This is a genomic window from Streptomyces sp. NBC_01515 (assembly GCF_045040345.1).
GTDB lineage: Bacteria > Actinomycetota > Actinomycetes > Streptomycetales > Streptomycetaceae > Streptomyces.
On sequence record NZ_CP109416.1, the window covers coordinates 2465939 to 2480640 of the forward strand.

General features: G+C 70.1%; 12 protein-coding genes and 1 riboswitch. Of the genes, 6 read left to right on the plus strand and 6 right to left on the minus strand.

Annotated features, from left to right (window positions below; genetic code table 11):
• The first annotated feature begins 12 nt into the window (after positions 1–12).
• A complete protein-coding gene (locus OG407_RS10810; protein ID WP_405857260.1) occupies positions 13–834 on the plus strand; it encodes an FAD binding domain-containing protein in 822 nt (273 codons plus the stop codon).
• A complete protein-coding gene (locus OG407_RS10815) occupies positions 831–3572 on the plus strand; it encodes a molybdopterin-dependent oxidoreductase (protein WP_405857262.1) in 2742 nt (913 codons plus the stop codon). The genes OG407_RS10810 and OG407_RS10815 overlap by 4 nt, the downstream gene beginning before the upstream one ends.
• Here the strand turns inward: OG407_RS10815 and OG407_RS10820 are convergent.
• Positions 3487–3975 (minus strand): molybdopterin-dependent oxidoreductase, encoded by a 489-nt coding sequence (locus tag OG407_RS10820; RefSeq protein ID WP_405857264.1) that lies wholly within the window; start codon positions 3973–3975, stop codon positions 3487–3489. The genes OG407_RS10815 and OG407_RS10820 overlap by 86 nt on opposite strands.
• Positions 3976–4194: 219 nt before the next feature.
• Here OG407_RS10820 and modA point away from each other — a divergent pair, with 219 nt between their 5' ends.
• Genes modA through OG407_RS10835 form a run of 3 tightly spaced genes read left to right on the plus strand, consistent with a single transcriptional unit; the run spans position 4195 to position 6993 of the window.
• Positions 4195–5016: a molybdate ABC transporter substrate-binding protein gene (modA, locus tag OG407_RS10825; RefSeq protein WP_403597030.1), complete on the plus strand. Its 822-nt coding sequence runs from the start codon at positions 4195–4197 to the stop codon at positions 5014–5016.
• Positions 5013–5870: a molybdate ABC transporter permease subunit gene (modB, locus tag OG407_RS10830; RefSeq protein ID WP_366497349.1), complete on the plus strand. Its 858-nt coding sequence runs from the start codon at positions 5013–5015 to the stop codon at positions 5868–5870. The genes modA and modB overlap by 4 nt, the downstream gene beginning before the upstream one ends.
• Positions 5871–5919: 49 nt before the next feature.
• A complete protein-coding gene (locus OG407_RS10835) occupies positions 5920–6993 on the plus strand; it encodes an ABC transporter ATP-binding protein (protein WP_405857267.1) in 1074 nt (357 codons plus the stop codon).
• 219 nt (positions 6994–7212) lie between these two features.
• On the opposite strand, the gene gcvP is transcribed toward OG407_RS10835, so the two are convergent.
• Complete coding sequence (gcvP, locus tag OG407_RS10840; RefSeq protein WP_405857269.1) at positions 7213–10098, minus strand: aminomethyl-transferring glycine dehydrogenase; 2886 nt, start codon at positions 10096–10098, stop codon at positions 7213–7215.
• 187 nt (positions 10099–10285) lie between these two features.
• Positions 10286–10381, minus strand: a riboswitch (glycine riboswitch).
• A 114-nt stretch (positions 10382–10495) separates the two neighbouring features.
• On the opposite strand from gcvP, the gene OG407_RS10845 reads away from it, so the two are divergent.
• Positions 10496–10867, plus strand: coding sequence for a PRC-barrel domain-containing protein (locus tag OG407_RS10845; RefSeq protein ID WP_405857271.1), 372 nt, complete (start codon positions 10496–10498; stop codon positions 10865–10867).
• On the opposite strand, the gene OG407_RS10850 is transcribed toward OG407_RS10845, so the two are convergent.
• The 4 genes from OG407_RS10850 to OG407_RS10865 all read right to left on the minus strand — a co-directional run bounded on the left by OG407_RS10850 (position 10789) and on the right by OG407_RS10865 (position 14685).
• Positions 10789–12471, minus strand: coding sequence for a DNA polymerase IV (locus OG407_RS10850; protein WP_405857273.1), 1683 nt, complete (start codon positions 12469–12471; stop codon positions 10789–10791). The two genes, OG407_RS10845 and OG407_RS10850, sit on opposite strands and share 79 nt — an antisense overlap.
• 57 nt (positions 12472–12528) lie before the next feature.
• Positions 12529–13173, minus strand: a complete 645-nt coding sequence (locus OG407_RS10855) for a MerR family transcriptional regulator (RefSeq protein ID WP_327405541.1) — start codon at positions 13171–13173, stop codon at positions 12529–12531.
• 215 nt (positions 13174–13388) lie between these two features.
• A complete protein-coding gene (locus tag OG407_RS10860) occupies positions 13389–13862 on the minus strand; it encodes a bifunctional nuclease family protein (protein WP_006123076.1) in 474 nt (157 codons plus the stop codon).
• 85 nt (positions 13863–13947) lie between these two features.
• Entirely contained in the window at positions 13948–14685 is a 738-nt protein-coding gene (locus tag OG407_RS10865) for a MerR family transcriptional regulator (RefSeq protein WP_405857276.1), read from the minus strand.
• Positions 14686–14702 lie beyond the last annotated feature (17 nt).

The following is a 14702-nucleotide window of genomic DNA, read 5'->3' on the forward strand; positions in this document are numbered from 1 at the left end:
TCACTGGCGGTCATGGACCTGAACACGGTGGCCGAGATCCTCGACGCCCGGCAGCCGACACCCTGGCGGCCGGGCGACGCCTGGCTCGGCGGCGGCACGTATCTCTTCTCCGAGCCGCAACCGCACCTGCGCCGCCTGGTGGACCTGAGCCGCACCGGCTGGACGCCCGTCGAGCGGCACCCGGACGGTTCCCTGGAGATCGCCGCGACCTGCACGATCGCCCAACTCTCCCGTTTCGCGAAGGAGTTGACGACCACCGCGGCCCCGCTCTTCGAGCAGTGCTGCCGCGCCTTCCTCGCCTCCTTCAAGATCTGGAACATGGCGACGGTCGGCGGCAACCTCTGCAACGCCCTCCCCGCGGGCCCGATGATCTCCCTCACCACCGCTCTGAACGCCGAGTGCCTCCTCCTGTCCCAGGACGGCGTACGCCGCCGGGTCCATGTCGCCGACTTCATCACCGGAGCGGGCCGCAAGGACCTCGCCGACGGCGAACTCCTCCGCTCGATCACCGTCCCGCCCCGCGCCCTGACCTGCCGTACGGCCTTCCGCCAGGCCTCCCTCTACGGCCTCGGCCGCTCCGGAGTCCTGGTCATCGGCACCCTGGACCCGCTCGACGGCTCGCTCGCGCTGACGATCACCGCGTCGACGGTCCGCCCGTTCCGCCTGTGGTTCCCGCTGACGCCGACGGCTGACCGACTGCACACGGCGATCGCCTCCGCCGTAGCCGACGACGAATGGTTCGACGACATCCACGGACTGCCGGAATGGCGAGCGCACATGACGTTCCGCTACGCGGAGGAGATCCGCCGGGAGCTGGGAGAGACAGCGGCATGAACATCGACGTCAACGGCCGCTCCTTCACCGAAGACCCCCGCCCGGGTCAGTGTCTGCGCACGTACCTCCGCGAGCGCGGCTGGTACGGCGTGAAGAAGGGCTGCGACGCGGGCGACTGCGGCGCCTGCACGGTTCACGTGGACGGCGAACCGGTGCACAGCTGCCTCTACCCCGCCTTCCGCGCCGACGGCCGCGCCGTCACCACGGTCGAGGGCCTGGCCGCCGAGGACGGCGAACTCCACCCGGTCCAGCGGAAGTTCCTCGACGCGCAGGGTTTCCAGTGCGGCTTCTGCACGGCCGGCTTCCTGATGACGACGGCCGCCCTGAACGAGGACCAACTCACCGACCTCCCCCGGGCGTTCAAGGGCAACCTGTGCCGCTGCACCGGCTACCGCGCCATCGAGGACGCGGTACGAGGCGTCTGCCACGCCGAGGCACCGGGCGCGGGCGAGGCGGTGGGCCGCAACCTCCCCGCCCCGGCCGGACCGCAGGTCGTCACCGGCACCGCCCGCTACACCTTCGACATCGACGTCCCCGGCCTGCTCCACATGAAGCTCCTCCGCTCCCCGCACGCCCACGCCCGCATCACCGCGATCGACACCGCTGCCGCTCTCCAAGTCCCAGGCGTGCACGCCGTGTTCACCCACTACGACGCCCCGGAACGCCACTTCTCCACGGCCCGCCACGAACACCCCACCGAGGACCCGGACGACACCCGCGTCCTCGACGACACCGTCCGCTACGTCGGCCAACGCGTCGCCGCCGTCGTCGCCGACAGCGAGGCCGCCGCCGAGGAGGGCTGCCGACGCGTCGAGGTGACGTACGAGATCCTCCCGTCGGTCCTCGACCCGGAGGCGGCGATGCGCCCCGGCGCCCCGGTCGTCCACGACAAGGACGCTGCCAAGGCCCGGATCTCACGCCCGCAGAACAACGTCGTGGGCGAGGCACACGGCGAGATCGGCAGCGTGGAGACGGGCTTCGCCGAGGCCGACGCCGTCTACGAGGACACGTACCGCACCCAGCGCGTCCAACACGCGAGCCTGGAGACGCACGGCGCGGTGGCCTGGTTCGACGAGGACAACAGGCTTACGGTACGCACCAGTTCACAGACCCCGTTCCTCACCCGCCGCGCCCTCTGCGCGCTGTACGACCTCCCCGAGAAGCAGGTCCGGGTCGTCGCCGGCCGGGTCGGCGGCGGCTTCGGCGGCAAGCAGGAGATGCTCGTCGAGGACATCGTCGCCCTCGCGGTCCTGCGCCTGCGCCGCCCGGTGAAACTGGAGTACACCCGCGCCGAACAGTTCTACGGCGCCACCACCCGCCACCCCTTCACGATCAACGTGAAGGCGGGCGCCCGCCGCGACGGCCAACTCACCGCACTCCAGCTACGAGTTGTCTCCAACACCGGCGCCTACGGCAACCACGGCCCCGCCGTCATGTTCCACAGCGTCGGCGAGTCGATGGCCGTCTACCGCGCCCCGCACAAGAAGGTCGACGCCTTCTCCGTCTACACGCACACCGTCCCGGCGGGCGCCTTCCGGGGCTACGGCCTCGGCCAGGTGATGTTCGCCGTGGAGTCGGCCCTCGACGAACTCGCCCGCCAACTCGACCTGGACCCGCTGGAGTTCAAGGCGAGGAACATCATCGGCCCCGGCGAGCCGATGCTCTCCCCCGGCGGCGAGGAGGAGGACCTGCACATCGCGAGCTACGGCCTCGACCAGTGCCTCGCCATCGTCCGCCGCGCCCAGGCGGAGCCCGTCTCCCAACTCGCCCCGGACGGCTGGCTGATGGGCGAGGGCACCGCCCTGGCAATGATCGCGACCGGCCCGCCCGGCGGCCACATCGCCGACGCGAAGGCCAGCCTCCTCCCTGACGGCGGCTTCGATCTCGCCGTAGGCACAGCCGAGTTCGGCAACGGCACCACCACGGTCCACCGCCAGATCGCGGCCGGTGAACTCGCCACCACCGTCGACCGCATCACCGTCCGCCAGTCCGACACCGACGTCGTACGGCACGACACGGGCGCCTTCGCCTCCACGGGCACGGTCGTCGCGGGCAAGGCCACTCTGCGCGCCTCCCGCGCCCTCGCCGACCAGCTGCTCGACTTCGCCGCCGCCCATCTGCAACTCCCGCGCGCCGAATGCGCGTTGGCCGAGGAAGCCGTACTGCACCCGGGCGGCCGTCTCACCCTGAAGGAGCTGCACGCGGCGGGTGCGGCGGTCGGGGTGGACTTCAGCGCCGACGGGCACTTCGGCGGCACCCCTCGCTCGGTGGCCTTCAACGCGCAGTGGTTCAGGGTCGCCGTGGACCCGGGAACGGGCGAGATCCGCATCCTGCGCAGTGTGCACGCGGCCGACGCGGGCAAGGTGATGAACCCGATGCAGTGCCGGGGTCAGGTGGAAGGCGGGGTCGCCCAGGCCCTCGGCGCGACCCTCTTCGAGAACGTACGGATCGACGAGCAAGGTGCGGTGGAGACGGCCGCGTTCCGCCGTTACCGACTCCCCCAGTACGCGGACGTGCCGCGCACCGAGGTGCATTTCATGGAAACGGCGGACGCCATCGGCCCGTTGGGCGCCAAGTCGATGAGCGAGAGCCCCTTCAACCCGGTCGCGCCCGCCTTCGCCAACGCGCTGCGGGACGCGACCGGCGTGCGCTTCACCGAACTTCCGCTGACCCGAGACCGGGTGTGGCGGGCACTGGCCGACTCGCCGCATACCCACCGTCCACCCGTATCGCCCTGATCCCACTGATGTGCCGGGCCCCGCAACGGTCCTGCGGAAGCACCAGTTGCGGTCCCGCACGGTCCAGCGGGGTGTCATCGATGCTCACGGCGAGCAGAACAGGGGCATGAGCGAAGTCGGGGTCGATCTCGGCCCAGGACAGCAGCGCGTGGTGCCCGTCCGCACCGCTGACCGCGATGAGGAAGCGCAGCCGGTCCTTGCGGCGGACGGGGTCGAAGCCGGGCCCGGCCGAGGACAGGACGTCGTAGAGCCGGGGTCCCGCGAAGCGGTGCTCCTGGGTGCCGCTGGTGGCGCACTCGAAGCTGACCCGGACCCGGTGCAGCGGCCAGTTCGACAGGTCGGGCACGGTCAGCCGGGTGGGTCGGGCGAGGTCCCCCGTCAGGTCGAGCTGTGCGAGCGTCACGAGCCATCACCTCCCGGAATGTGGTACCCGGACGACACTCCCGTACAAACGCACATGCGCACCCCACAAGCGAACAGCGCAGCTCATGCGATGCGACAGGAGACTTATGCCTTGCAAATGCGGCAGTATCATCGCGGCACGGCCGTTGCGGTCGTCCCAGGGCGCGACAACCCCTTTCATGAGCCCCTTTCATGAAGAGACCAGAGGAGTAGAACCGTGATGACCCGTTCCGCGCGTCGGACCCGCCGGACCCTGCAGGTTGCCGGGGCGGGAGCCGCCGCGCTGCTGGCCCTGAGCGCCTGCTCCTCCAGCGACGACTCGTCCTCCTCGAAGTCCGACTCCTCGGCGTCCGCGTCCCCGAAGATGTCCGGCACCGTCACCGTCTTCGCCGCCGCCTCGCTCCAGGAGTCGTTCACGACCCTGGGCAAGGAGTTCGAGAAGGCGAACCCGGGCACCAAGGTCACCTTCAACTTCGGCGGCAGCGACACCCTCGCCGCGAGCATCACCGGCGGCGCCCCGGCCGACGTGTTCGCCGCCGCGAGCCCCAAGACCATGGCGATCGTCACGGACAAGGGCGACGGCGTCGGTACGCCGGCCACCTTCGTCCGCAACCAGCTGGAGATCGCCACCCTGCCGGGCAACCCCGACAAGGTGACCTCCCTGAAGGACCTCACGAAGTCGTCGCTGAAGGTCGTGCTCTGCGACAAGACGGTGCCGTGCGGTGCGGCGGCCCAAAAGGCGCTGACGGCAAGCAAGTTGAAGCTCACCCCGGTGTCGTACGAGGCGGACGTCAAGAGCGCACTGACGAAGGTGGAGCTGAAGGAGGCCGACGCGGCGGTCGTCTACAAGACCGATGTGCACGCCGCCGGCAGCAAGGTCCAGGGCGTCGAGTTCCCCGAGTCCGCCAACGCCATCAACGCCTACCCGATCGTCCTCCTCAAGAACGCGCCCAACGCCGTCGCCGCCAAGGCGTTCATCGCGCTGGTGCAGTCCGCCGAGGGCCAGAAGGTGCTGTCCGCGGCAGGCTTCCTCAAGCCGTGACCCAGCTCGACACCTCCGACGCCGCGGCCGAGACCCTCAAGGGCGGTCCGCGGCGTCGCCGTGTCCGGATGACAGGGCGGGGAGTGCCACTCCCCCTCCTGATCCCCGCGCTGGTAGGGCTGGCGTTCCTGCTCCTCCCCCTGATCGCCCTCCTGGTACGGGCCCCGTGGCGGTCCCTCCCATCACAGCTGACCAGCACGGAGGTCTGGCAGGCGCTCCAGCTCTCCCTGTTCAGCGCGACCGCGGCGACGGCCGTGAGCCTCGTCCTGGGCGTCCCCCTGGCCTGGGTCCTGGCCCGCACGGAGTTCCCCGGCCGCGGCTTCCTCCGCGCCCTGGTGACGCTCCCGCTGGTGCTGCCTCCGGTGGTAGGCGGCGTGGCATTGCTCCTCGCCCTCGGCCGGAACGGCGTCGTAGGCCAGTGGCTGGACTCCTGGTTCGGCATCACGCTCCCCTTCACGACGACGGGGGTCGTGGTGGCGGAGGCGTTCGTGGCGATGCCCTTCCTCGTCATCAGCGTCGAGGGCACCCTGCGCGCCGCGGACCCCCGCTACGAGGAGGCGGCCCAGACCCTCGGCGCCTCCCGGTTCACCGCGTTCCGCCGGGTCACGCTCCCCCTGATCGCCCCGGGCATCGCGGCGGGAGCGGTCCTCGCCTGGGCCCGCGCGCTGGGCGAGTTCGGCGCGACGATCACTTTCGCCGGCAACTTCCCCGGCCGCACCCAGACGATGCCGCTGGCGGTCTACTTGGCTCTCCAGAACGACCCGGAGGCGGCCATCGCGCTGAGCCTGGTCCTGCTGGCCGTGTCGATCGCGGTTTTGGCAGGCCTACGGGACCGCTGGATGACCACGTCATGAGCAACAGCCGTACGACCGCCCGCACATCAGCCCCCTGGACGTGCACGTCATGACCGACACCGCCGACGTCGAACTCACCGGCGCGCAGGGCCTCGACGCCCATCTCGTCGTGGACCGCGGCACGTTCCGCCTCGACGTAGAACTGACAGCCGCCCCCGGAGACGTCGTAGCCCTGCTCGGCCCGAACGGCGCGGGCAAGACGACCGCGCTGCGCGCCCTGGCGGGCCTGGTCCGCCTGACGGACGGTCACCTACGGCTGGACGGCGCCGAGTTGGACCGCACACCACCGGAGTCCCGCCCGGTAGGAGTCGTCTTCCAGGACTACCTGCTGTTCCCCCACCTGACCGCGCTGGACAACGTCGGCTTCGGCCCACGCTGCCAGGGCGCGACGAAGGCGGAGTCCCGCGCGGTGGCCGCCGAGTGGCTGGACCGCATGGGTCTCGCCGAGCACGCGGGCGCCAAGCCCCGCAGACTCTCCGGCGGCCAGGCCCAACGCGTGGCCGTGGCAAGGGCGTTGGCAACCCGCCCGCGCCTGCTCCTCCTCGACGAACCCCTGGCCGCCCTGGACGCCCGCACCCGCCTCGACGTAAGGGCCCAACTCCGGCGCCACCTGGCCGAGTTCGAGGCGGTCGCCGTCCTGGTCACCCACGACCCGCTGGACGCCATGGTGCTGGCCGACCGCCTGGTCGTGATCGAGCAGGGCACGATCGTCCAGGAGGGCACCCCCGCCGACATCGCCCGCCACCCGCGCACGGACTACATCGCCCAACTCGTAGGCCTCAACCTCTACAAGGGCCGCTCCGACGGCCACACGGTCACCCTCGACACGGGCCCCACGATCACGACGACGGAGGACCTACAGGGCGAGGTGTTCGTAGCGTTCCCGCCGAGCGGGGTAACTCTCTACGGGAACCGCCCGACGGGTGCCAGCGCCCGCAACCTCTGGCACTGCGAGGTAGCGGGCCTGGAAACCCACGGTGACCAGATCCGCGTAGACCTCACCGGCGAACTCCCCCTGACCGCCGACCTGACGACGGTAGCGGCGGCCGAACTGGACCTACACCAGGGCGCGTTGGTCTGGGCAACGCTGAAGGCAACCCAGACCCACGCATACCCCGCCTGAGCTACCGCGCCCCAAAGAGGCGCGGGACTGTATCAATTCGCGGCTCGGCCGCGGGGCGCGACCAACCACAACGAACCCGCAGCCGAGGTCGCGCCTGGCTCGGCAGCGCCCCTTAGGGGCGCGGGACTGTATCAATTTGCGGCTCCGCCGCGGGGCGCGACCAGCCACGACGGTGCCGCACCCAAAAGACGGCACCTCGCGGCACTACCAGCAGAACGCTCAGTCCTCGTACGCATCCAACGGCGGGCAGGAACACACCAGGTTCCGGTCCCCAAACGCCTGGTCGATCCGCCGCACCGGCGGCCAGTACTTGTCGGCGACGGACACCCCGGCCGGGAAGACAGCCTCCTCACGCGTGTACGCGTGCTCCCACTCCCCACCGAGCGCGGCAGCGGTGTGCGGGGCGTTGCGCAGCGGGTTGTCCTCCGCCGGCCACTCCCCCGCACCGACCTTCTCGATCTCCCCACGAATCGCGATCATCGCCTCGCAGAACCGGTCCAGCTCGATCAGGTCCTCGGACTCCGTCGGCTCGATCATCAGCGTCCCGGCCACCGGGAACGACATGGTCGGCGCGTGGAAGCCGTAGTCGATGAGCCGCTTGGCGATGTCGTCGACGCTGACGCCGGTCGCCTTGCTGATCGGCCGCAGATCGATGATGCACTCGTGCGCGACAAGCCCTCCGGGCCCGGTGTAGAGCACGGGGTAGTGCGGCTCAAGGCGCTTGGCGATGTAGTTGGCGCTGAGCACAGCCACCTGCGTGGCCCGCTTCAACCCCTCGCCCCCCATGAGCCGGACGTACGCCCAAGAGATCGGCAGGATCCCGGCGGAACCCCAGGGAGCCGCCGAGATCGGCCCAACTCCCGTCTCCGGCCCAGCCGCAGGCTGCAACGGATGGTTCGGCAGATACGGCGCGAGGTGCGCACGCACACCCACCGGCCCGACCCCCGGCCCACCGCCACCGTGCGGAATGCAGAACGTCTTGTGCAGATTCAGATGCGAGACGTCCCCGCCGAAGTGCCCCGGCTTGGCAAGCCCCACAAGGGCGTTGAGGTTGGCGCCGTCGACGTAGACCTGCCCGCCCGCCTCATGGACCTGCGCGCAGATGTCGGCGACGTGCTCCTCGAACACCCCGTGCGTGGACGGGTAGGTGATCATCAGCACCGACAACTCGTCGCGGTACTGCTCGATCTTCGCCCGCAGATCCTCTACGTCGATCTCACCGTCCTCGGCGGTCTTCACGACGACGACCTTCATCCCGGCCATCACGGCACTGGCAGCGTTCGTGCCATGCGCGGACGACGGAATCAGACACACGGTCCGCTGCTCATCGCCATTGGCCCGGTGATACCCACGAACAGCGAGCAGCCCGGCCAACTCCCCCTGCGAACCGGCATTCGGCTGCAACGACACCTTGTCGTACCCGGTGACCTCGGCGAGCCGCTCCTCCAACTCCCGGATGAGCGTGAGGTATCCCTGCGCCTGCTCGGCGGGCGCGAAGGGGTGCAACTGCCCGAACTCGGGCCAGGTGACCGGCTCCATCTCGGTGGTCGCGTTGAGCTTCATCGTGCAGGAACCGAGCGGGATCATGCCCCGGTCGAGCGCGTAGTCCCGGTCGGCGAGCCGACGCAGGTACCGCAGCATCGCGGTCTCGGAACGGTGGTCGCGGAAGACAGGGTGCGTGAGATAGGCATCGGTGCGCAGCAGCCCGGCAGGCAACGTGTCCTCGGCACTCGCATCAAGCGCCTCGATGTCGCCATCCACCCCGAACGCGGTCCATACGGCGGCCAGTTGGGCACGCGTGGTGGTCTCGTCGCAGGCGATGGACACCTGGTCGGCGTCCACGAGGTGCAGGTTGACGCCGTCCTCGCGAGCGGCGGCGACGACCTCGGCGGCCCGGCCCGGAACGCGGACGGTCAGCGTGTCGAAGTAACCACCATGCACGACCTCGACACCGCCGACGCGGAGGCCAGCCGCAAGGATCGTGGCGTACCGATGCGTCCGCCGAGCGATGCCCTTCAGCCCCTCGGGCCCGTGATAGACGGCGTACATGCCGGCCATCACCGCGAGCAGCACCTGGGCGGTACAGATGTTGCTGGTGGCCTTCTCACGGCGGATGTGCTGCTCGCGGGTCTGCAGGGCGAGGCGGTAGGCCCTGTTTCCGTCGGCGTCGACGGAGACGCCCACGAGCCGCCCGGGCAGGCTGCGCGCGAACTTCTCGTGCACGGCCATGTATCCGGCGTGCGGCCCGCCGAAGCCCATCGGCACCCCGAACCGCTGCGTCGTACCGACCGCGATGTCCGCCCCCAGCTCACCCGGCGACTTCAGCAACGTCAGCGCGAGCAGATCGGCGGCGACGGTGACGAGCGCACCGAGCGCGTGCGCCTGCTCGATCAGCGGCTTGATGTCGCGTACGGCACCGGAGGCGCCCGGGTACTGCACGAGCACGCCGTTGATCTCCCGCTCGGCGATCCCGGCAGGGATGCCCTCGCTGAGGTCGGCGACGACGACCTCGACACCGGCCGGCTCGGCACGGGTCTCGATCACGGCGATGGTCTGCGGCAACGCGTCCGCGTCGACCAGGAACAGACCCTTCTTGTTCTTCCCCATGCGCCGCGACAGGGCCACGGCCTCCGCGGCGGCCGTCCCCTCGTCGAGCAGGGAGGCGCCGGAGGTCGGCAGCCCGGTCAGATCGGCAACCATCGTCTGGAAATTAAGAAGGGCTTCGAGCCGCCCCTGGGAGATCTCCGGCTGATACGGCGTGTAGGCCGTGTACCAAGCCGGGTTCTCCATGACGTTGCGCAGGATCACGGGCGGGGTGAAGGTTCCGTAGTACCCGAGCCCGATCATGGAACCGAGGACCTCGTTGCGGTCCGCGAGGGAGCGCAACTCGGCCAGCACCTCGGCCTCGGTACGGGCGCCCGGCAGATCGAGAGCGTCAGCGTTCTTGATCACATCCGGGACCGCTGCGGCGGTCAGCTCGTCGAGGGAGCCGTATCCGACCTGCGCGAGCATCTTGGCCCGCGCCTCGTGGTCGGGCCCGATGTGGCGCTGCTCGAACGGGATGCCCTGTTCGAGCTCGGAGAGCGGAATGCGAGGAACGGTCATTAGGGAGGCCTCCTGGTCGGACACGACCTTCGAGGGCACCACGACAGCGGGGTGCCGGACGGCCTCCCCCTCTGTCATCTCAACCTGAGAGCTTCACCGGCCACCCGAAGGTCACCGGCTTTCACCGTCGGTGAGAGCGCAAGCCGTCGACACCGTCGACGACACGCGCCCTGCTTTCCAGAGTGACCTCGTCCGTGCGGTACGTGAGCCTGAGAGATTCCGGGGAGGATTTGCTCCTTCGGCGCCTCCGATGAAGTCTGGAGGACTCTCCCGCACGGGGTCAGCAGCCGTTCGCCAGCCTACCAGCGCGCGTTGAAGCCGAGCTTTCGAGTGGCCACCTTCCCCAATGTGCTCTTTTGTAGTGCTTACGGATGAGTTGCGACCAGGAGGAGGGCCCGTGCAGACCGATATCGATCCGCGCAACCTGATCGGCCGCAAGGCGTTCGACCGCACCGGCGCCAAGATCGGCACGATCGACGAGGTCTACCTCGACGACGCGACCGGCGAACCGGAGTGGGCGGCCATACGCACCGGCCTGTTCTCCAGGGACGCCTTCGTCCCCCTGGAGCCCAGCGAACTGATCGAAGGCACCCTCCACATCCCCTTCGACCGCTCCCTGATCAAGGACGCCCCCGACTTCGGAGTGGGCCGCCACCTCTCCCCCGACCAGGAACTCCAGCTTTACCACCACTACGGCCTCGACGTGGGCCCGCCTCCGTCAGTCCCGGACCACGACTTCGGCAAGCTGGCGGGGTCGGAGGACAACTGAGCGGGGTCGGCGGGCGGGGCCTTGCTGGGGCTTGGAGTCTCCGGGGGTGGTGACGGGGCGGGAGGGTCATCGACGCCCGACACCACCAAGGGTGTCGGCAGGTCAGGCATGACGTCGGCACACCCCGCGTCCGGTGGCAACGGCTCGGCCTGAGGAACGCCGAGGCTTGGCTCCGCCGACGACAACGGCTCGGCCGACCGATCGCCGGTTCCACGCGCCGCCAGCAGCAACGGCATTGCCATCGCCCCCGCCACCAAGCCCCCCACCCGTCGCGCCACCAACGGCAACGGCTCCGCCAACTCCAGCTCAGGATCATCGGTCCGGAACGTCCGCACCCGCCCCGGCCCCGAATCCTCAGGCGTCTCGAACCGCACGGTCACCCGCCCCAGCCCGCTCCCCTGCACCCACCCGTGCCCGAACCCGGCGTGGCGCACATCGTGCCCCGCGGGCCAGCGCCGCTCCACCGGCGCCGCCGGCTCCTCACCCCCCTCTTCGTCGGTGTGCTCCTCCTCAAGAAGATCGACCTGCTCCCCCGCCGCCTGCGCGAACAGGTCCTCCTGCGTGTAGTCGGCCAGCCCGGAGACCCCCACCCCGAGCAGCCGTACCCCGCCCGTCGTGTCGACAGAGTCCAGCAACCGGGCCGCCGCCTCCCGCACCACCCCCGGGTCGTCGGTGGGCCCGCGCAGCGTCTCGGACCGGGTCAGCGTCGAGAAGTCGTACCGCCGCACCTTCAGGACGATGGTCCGCCCCGACAGCCCGGCCGCCCGCAGCCGTCGCACGCACCGGTCGGCGAGCCGCTGCACCTCCAGGCCGACCCGGGTCCGGTCATGGATGTCCACGTCGTACGTGTCCTCGACCGACACCGACTTGGTCTCCCGCTCGGCCACCACGGGCCGCACGTCGTGCGCCAGCGCCATCGCGTACAGCGCGTGCCCGTGCGCCTTGCCCACCAGCCGTACGAGTTCGTCCTCGCCCGCCTCGGCGATCTCGTCGACCGTGGTGATCCCGGCCCGCCGCAGATGATCACCCGTCGCCGGTCCGACCCCCGGCAGCGTGCGCACCGACAACGGCCCCAGCAACGCCCGCTCGGTCCCGGGCTCGATCAGCACGAGCCCGTCCGGCTTGGCCCGCTCGGAAGCGATCTTCGCGATCATCTTCGAGGCGGCGAGTCCCACCGACCCCGTGAGCCCCGTGACCGCCCGTATGTCGGCCCGCAGCCGCTCCCCGGTCAGCCGCGCCGACTCCGCGTCCCGGGCCGCTCCCCCGGCCTCCAGGTCCACGAACGCCTCGTCCAGGCTCAGCGGCTCCACCAGCGGCGACAACGCCCGCAGCAGCGCCATCACCTGCTCGCTGATCGAGCGGTAGAACCCGAACCTCGGCACGAGATACGCCGCGTTTGGCGCTAGCCGCCGCGCCTGGGCCATGGGCATCGCCGAGTTCACCCCGAAGACCCGCGCCTCGTACGACGCGGTGGCCACCACCCCGCGCGGCCCGAGCCCGCCCACGACGACGGCCTTCCCGCGCAGGCTCGGCTTGGACGCCTGCTCCGCCGAGGCGAAGAAGGCATCCATGTCGAGATGCAGGATCGTGGGCGCGGTTCTCACATCTCCGATGCTGCCCTACGCCACTGACAATGCCCCGCTACGGCTCCCACCCGACCCTCAGACGGCCCGGTTGCGCCGCCTGGCCAGCTCGTCGGCGGGGTTGGACCCGACGAGCGTCTCACCGGTGTCGACGCGCTCCCCGTGCAGCTGCGACAGGGCGCTCTCGACGTCCCGCCACACGACCCCCACGGCGATCCCGAAGACCCCCTGGCCGCCCTGGAGCAGCGCGTGCACCTCGTCCGGCGACGTGCACTCGTAGACCGTCGCACCATCGCTCATCAGCGTCATGCGCTCCAGGTCGCGGAAGCCGCACTCCCGCAGGTGCAGAACGGCGCTGCGGATGTTCTGCAGCGACACGCCCGTGTCGAGGAACCGCTTCACGATCTTCAGGACCACGACGTCCCGGAAGCTGTAGAGCCGCTGCGTCCCCGACCCGTGTGCGGGCCGCACGCTGGGCTCGACGAGCCCGGTACGCGCCCAGTAGTCCAGTTGCCGATAGGTGATGCCGGCCGCCGCACAGGCCGTAGGCCCCCGGTAACCGATCTCCTCGGACGCCATGGACGTCGCCCCTCCGCTGCTCGGCACTGCCGCCGGCCGCTGCGGAATGCGATCGGCCGTACTGCCGTGAAGCGGGTACGGACCTCTGTCCCCGAAACTGCGTTCCGGGGCACCCCCAGCCGTACCGTCGCCGCTGCTTCTCACGCCGACCTCCGTCCTTGACCTGCCTTCTCGACGGTAGGCAGTCACCAGGGGTGCGTCAACGATCGCCACACTCGGCACGCCGAGTGATAATCACCCAAGGAGTGGTTTCCCGTGTCCCACCGCGGGGAAAGGCTAGCCGAATGCGCTCGCGGAGGGCCGCAGGACGCTCTCACACGCCGGTGGCAAATGCCGGCATTTTCTCGCCGGCCCTCGGCTCACTGGCTGTTGGTGCCGAAGTCCTCGGGCGAGATCTGGTCGAGGAACTCGCGGAACTTCTCCACCTCGTCCTCCTGCTCGTCCGGAATCGCGATCCCCGCGTCGTCGAGCACACCGTCACTGCCGTAGATCGGCGTCCCGGTGCGCAGCGCCAGCGCTATGGCGTCGGACGGACGGGCGCTCACCTCGACGCCGCTGGCGAAGACCAGCTCCGCGTAGAAGACGCCCTCCCGCAGATCCGTGATGCGCACTTCGGTCAGCTCCTGGCCGACGGCCTCCAGCACGTCCTTGAACAGGTCGTGGGTCAGCGGTCGTGCGGGGGCCATGCCCTGCTGAGCGAAGGCGATCGCCGTCGCCTCCCCGGGCCCGATCCAGATGGGGAGGTAGCGGTCGCCTCCCACTTCACGCAGGAGCACGATCGGTTGGTTGGAGGGCATTTCGACCCGGACACCTACGACATCGAGCTCGTTCACACAGCAACCCTAGGCCGTGCCCGGGACGTTTGGGTAGTCGGGCCGAGAACGGGTGACCGATCAGGCAGCCGCGGGGCCGCCCGTCTCAGGGCAGGCGGACGCCGAGCGCGGTCTGCACCAGAGCGGCGTGCAGCTTCACCGTGAGCCCCGCCAGTTCCTTCGTACGGGCCTCCGCGTGGGCCCTGGTCTGCGGATTGCGGTGGCGCTTGAGCGGGGCCACCACCTGGTCGACGAGCCCGGCCTCACGGTCGGCGGCGGCCTTCATGGCGCGCAGGTGCCGCGGTTCGATCCCGAACCGCCCGAGTTCGAGGACAAGTCCGGCCACGGTGACGGATTCCGCGTCGTAAACCCCGTCCGGCAGCGGGGCGATGAGTCCGTACGACTCCCACTCGTCGAGCTCCTGCTCGCCGATCCCGGCGGCGGCCATCAGTTCGGCCCGCCCGATCCGGGCCACCGTGGGCCCCTCCACGGGCTCCAGGACGACCTCGCCGTCCCGCTGACGCCCCACCGTGGGCAGGGGCGCGGCCTCACCGCGCTCCATGGCGTCGAGATGCTCGCGGATCACCTTGAGCGGAAGATAGTGGTCCCGCTGCATCCTCAGGACATGGCCGAGGCGCTCGACATCGGCGGGGCTGAACTTGCGGTACCCGGAAGGGGTCCGCTGCGGCTCGATGAGGCCCTCCGACTCCAGGAAACGAATCTTGGAGATGGTGACTTCGGGGAACTCGTCGCGCAGCACGTTCAGCACCGTGCCGATGCTCATCAGCCCGATGTCCGCGGCGGCGGTACCGTGCCCGGCACCGCCGCTCGGTGTTTGAAGCATGGACCTTCCTGGGGGAA

Excerpts from the sequence above, each read along its gene's own strand:
- OG407_RS10835 (WP_405857267.1), top strand. The coding sequence starts at position 5,920 with ATGACCGACACCGCCGACGTCGAACTCACCGGCGCGCAGGGCCTCGAC.
- modA (WP_403597030.1), top strand. The coding sequence starts at position 4,195 with ATGACCCGTTCCGCGCGTCGGACCCGCCGGACCCTGCAGGTTGCCGGG.
- OG407_RS10815 (WP_405857262.1), top strand. The coding sequence starts at position 831 with ATGAACATCGACGTCAACGGCCGCTCCTTCACCGAAGACCCCCGCCCG.
- OG407_RS10865 (WP_405857276.1), bottom strand. The coding sequence starts at position 14,685 with ATGCTTCAAACACCGAGCGGCGGTGCCGGGCACGGTACCGCCGCCGCG.
- gcvP (WP_405857269.1), bottom strand. The coding sequence starts at position 10,098 with ATGACCGTTCCTCGCATTCCGCTCTCCGAGCTCGAACAGGGCATCCCG.
- OG407_RS10810 (WP_405857260.1), top strand. The coding sequence starts at position 13 with ATGGACCTGAACACGGTGGCCGAGATCCTCGACGCCCGGCAGCCGACA.